The organism is Tissierellales bacterium (assembly GCA_035301805.1).
Classification (GTDB): domain Bacteria; phylum Bacillota; class Clostridia; order Tissierellales; family DATGTQ01; genus DATGTQ01.
On sequence record DATGTQ010000175.1, the window covers coordinates 1 to 3,877 of the forward strand.

The following is a 3,877-nucleotide window of genomic DNA, read 5'->3' on the forward strand; positions in this document are numbered from 1 at the left end:
ACCGGGATGGACGTACCTCTGGTGTACCAGTTGTTCTGCCAAGGGCATGGCTGGGTAGCTATGTACGGAATGGATAAGCGCTGAAAGCATCTAAGCGCGAAGCCAACTTCAAGATAAGATTTCCCACCGTAAGGGTAAGACTCCAGGAAGACTACCTGGTTGATAGGTCGAAGGTGTAAGTGCAGTAATGTATTTAGCTTATCGATACTAATAGGTCGAGGACTTGACCAATATAAATGATGAATATTAAATGATATGCAGTTTTCAGAGTACTAACTCTAAAATTTAATATGCTGGTGTGGCTCAACGGTAGAGCAGCTGACTTGTAATCAGCAGGTTGTAGGTTCGATTCCTATCACCAGCTCCAATAAAGACTATACAAAAATATAGTCTTTTTTTATTTATATCAAAATATTTAATAGAAATAATTAAGTTAAATATAGTTATTTTATGAATAAAAATGTTATAATATATATTATAAAACTAAGGAGTTGAAATAATGGAGAGCAAAATATTAGAAATATTATTAGATATGCAAAAAGAGATGAAGGATATGAAGTCAGAAATAAAAGATATGAAGTCAGAAATAAAAGATATGAATACTAAAATTGATAAGATAGAATATAAAATGACTGATGGATTTGAGACTTTAGAATTATTAACTGAAAATAATACAAATGAGTTAAATAAGGTTAAGATAAAAGTATCTAAGTTAGAGAAAAGAGTATCAGAATTTAATACTGTTAACTAATCATTAATAATTTATTTTTTATAAAAATTAACTCAAAGTTACTTTAAAAACAAAAATTTACTTTTGACACAATATAAATCTTATGTTAATATATATATTGTCAATTAAATATTAAGTAAGCCAGACAATCGCGGGTAGTATATTGCTACGTGAGGAAAGTCGGAGCTCCATAGAGCAGGGTGCTAGGTAACGCCTAGTGGGAGTGATCCTAAGGAAAGTGCAACAGAAAATAACCGCCACTTATGTGGTAAGGATGAAAAGGCGAGGTAAGAGCTCACCGTTTGCTAGGTGACTAGCAAAGCCGTGTAAACCCCACCTGGAGCAAGACCAAGATAGGGCTAAAAGGATGTTGCTCGCATCCTCCGGTTGGTAGGTCGCTTGAGCTTATTGGTGACAATAAGCCTAGAAAGATGATTGTCAAATACAGAACTCCGCTTATAGACTTGCTTATATTTATTGATATAAATGGGAATATGGCTCAGTTGGTAGAGCAATTGACTGTTAATCAATGGGTCACAGGTTCGAGTCCTGTTATTCCCGCCATATGCTGGTGTGGCTCAACGGTAGAGCAGCTGACTTGTAATCAGCAGGTTGTAGGTTCGATTCCTATCACCAGCTCCAATGAAGACTATATTAATGTATAGTCTTTTTTATTTGAAAAATTTTATAACATAGTATTAAGTAATAGAATAATATCTAAAATTTTGAATAGCATAAATTGAAGCATAAATTGAATAAAAATGTATAATATGATATATTAAAAAAATAACATTGAATTTATGGAGGATAAATAATGACAGTAAAAAAAGCAATAATACCGGCAGCAGGACTGGGAACAAGATTTTTACCAGCAACTAAGTCACAGCCAAAAGAAATGCTTCCTATAGTAGATAAACCAACATTACAATATATAATAGAAGAAGCTATAGAATCAGGAATAGAAGAAATACTTATAATAACAGGAAGAAATAAAAAATCAATAGAAGATCATTTTGATAAATCTGTTGAATTAGAATTAGAATTAGAACAAAAAGGGAAATTAGAAATGTTAGAGATGGTAAAAGGGATATCTAACATGGTAAATATCCACTATATAAGACAGAAAGAGCCAAAAGGACTTGGACATGCTATACACTGTGCTAAAAGCTTTATAGGAAATGAGCCATTTGCAGTATTATTAGGAGATGATATTGTTGATTGTGAAACACCTTGCTTAAAGCAATTAATAAATGCATATGATGAATATAAGACAAGTATACTAGGAGTACAAGAAGTAGCAAAAGAAGATACTAATAAATATGGAATATTAGATGTTAAACATATAGAAGATAGAGTATACAAAGTAAAAGATATGGTTGAAAAGCCATCTATAGAAGAAGCGCCATCAAATGTAGCTATACTTGGAAGATATATAATAACCCCTGAAATATTTAAAATATTAGAAAATCAAGAACCAGGAAAAGGTGGAGAAATACAATTAACTGATGCTCTAAAAACATTAGGAAAACAAGAAGCTATATATGCATATAATTTTGAAGGAAGAAGATATGATGTAGGAGATAAATTAGGATTCTTAGAAGCGACTATAGACTTTGCTTTAAAGAGAGATAATTTAAGAGATGATTTATTAGACTATATGAAAAATATTATAAAAAATATAGATGAAGATTTATCATTAGAAAATAAAGAAGTAGCGATAGATAAAGAATAATTATAGAAAGGTAGTGGGACAATGGCAGTTTTAGTAACTGGTGGAGTAGGATATATAGGAAGCCATACATCTATAGAGCTTTTAGAAGAAGGATATGATGTAGTAATAGTGGACAACCTATGTAATAGTGACAAAATAGTATTAGATAGAATAAAAGAGCTATCAGGAAAGACTCCTAAATTTTATGAAATAGATATAACAGATAAAGAAAAAATGGAAGTTGTATTTAAAGAAAATGAAATAGATTCAATAATACATTTTGCAGCTCTTAAAGCTGTTGGAGAATCAGTTTCAATGCCAATGGAATATTACTCAAATAATATAGGAAGCACATTAGTATTATTTGAGCTTATGAAAAAATACAATGTAAAAAACTTTGTATTTAGTTCATCAGCTACAGTGTATGGAAATCCTGAAAAATTACCTATAGTAGAAGATTCTTCATTATCTGTTACAAATCCGTATGGAAGAACTAAGTTAATGGTAGAAGATATGTTAAGAGATATATGTTTTGCAGATAAAAAATTAAATGTAGCAATACTTAGATACTTTAATCCAATAGGTGCACATAAAAGCGGTAGAATAGGGGAAGAACCAAACGGAATACCTAATAATATAATGCCATATATAACTAAGGTTGCAGTAGGTCAACTTCCATATCTAAATGTATTTGGAGATGACTATGATACTGTTGATGGAACAGGGGTAAGAGATTATATACATGTACTTGACTTAGCTCATGGTCATGTTAAGGCATTAGAAAAATTATCTCAAAATCCAGGTCTTGTTACATATAACTTGGGAACTGGTAAAGGATATAGTGTACTTGAATTAGTTAATGCATTTTCAAAAGCTAGTGGTAAAGAAATACCATACAAAATAACTGAAAGAAGACCAGGGGATATAGCAGCTTGTTATGCAGATCCTACAAAAGCAGAAAAAGAACTTGGTTGGAAGACTAAGTATGGAATAGATGAAATGTGTGAAGATTCATGGAGATGGCAAAGCCAAAATCCAAATGGATATAAGAAATAATAAATATTGTTAGATTTATAATAGTATAAAAATCTTTAATTCTAACTTTTAAATATATCTTAAATGTATTAAAATTTAAGTAGATATTTTAAAAGGCTATGTTAAATAAAATGGTTGTTAATGTATTTATAAAATATTAAAATATATAATATTAAAAAATGACATTATCTACAAAAAAGTAGCATAATATAGTGTATATGACATTAATTATATTGATAATATAGTCTTTTTTGAGTATAATATAGAAATAAGTCATAATTTAAAATAATAAAAATTAATTCCGATTCGGAGGTAAATATGTCTGAATATATGACAGGAGGGTACAAAATTATGGAATGCCCAATTTATACAGATTCTATTGATTACAGTAATGTCAATGG

The 3,877-nt window shown here is 30.2% G+C and carries 3 protein-coding genes, 3 tRNA genes, 1 rRNA gene and 1 other RNA gene; all 8 read left to right on the plus strand.

What is annotated here, in order from left to right:
* A 23S ribosomal RNA gene (locus VK071_08840) occupies nt 1-231 on the plus strand; the annotation flags it as partial.
* 61 nt (nt 232-292) lie between these two features.
* Nucleotides 293-367 (plus strand) — tRNA-Thr (locus tag VK071_08845).
* Between the two features lie 132 nt (nt 368-499).
* Nucleotides 500-751 (plus strand): hypothetical protein, encoded by a 252-nt coding sequence (locus tag VK071_08850; protein ID HLR35414.1) that lies wholly within the window; start codon nt 500-502, stop codon nt 749-751.
* A gap of 112 nt (nt 752-863) precedes the next feature.
* Nucleotides 864-1,205: RNase P RNA component class A (rnpB, locus tag VK071_08855), an RNA gene on the plus strand.
* 13 nt (nt 1,206-1,218) lie between these two features.
* Nucleotides 1,219-1,294 (plus strand) — tRNA-Asn (locus VK071_08860).
* A gap of 3 nt (nt 1,295-1,297) precedes the next feature.
* Nucleotides 1,298-1,372: transfer RNA gene (locus VK071_08865), tRNA-Thr, on the plus strand.
* A 172-nt stretch (nt 1,373-1,544) separates the two neighbouring features.
* On the plus strand, nt 1,545-2,462 hold the full coding sequence (galU, locus tag VK071_08870) for a UTP--glucose-1-phosphate uridylyltransferase GalU (protein HLR35415.1): 918 nt from the start codon (nt 1,545-1,547) through the stop codon (nt 2,460-2,462).
* Between the two features lie 21 nt (nt 2,463-2,483).
* Nucleotides 2,484-3,497: a UDP-glucose 4-epimerase GalE gene (gene galE / locus VK071_08875; protein ID HLR35416.1), complete on the plus strand. Its 1,014-nt coding sequence runs from the start codon at nt 2,484-2,486 to the stop codon at nt 3,495-3,497.
* The last annotated feature ends 380 nt before the right edge of the window (nt 3,498-3,877 follow it).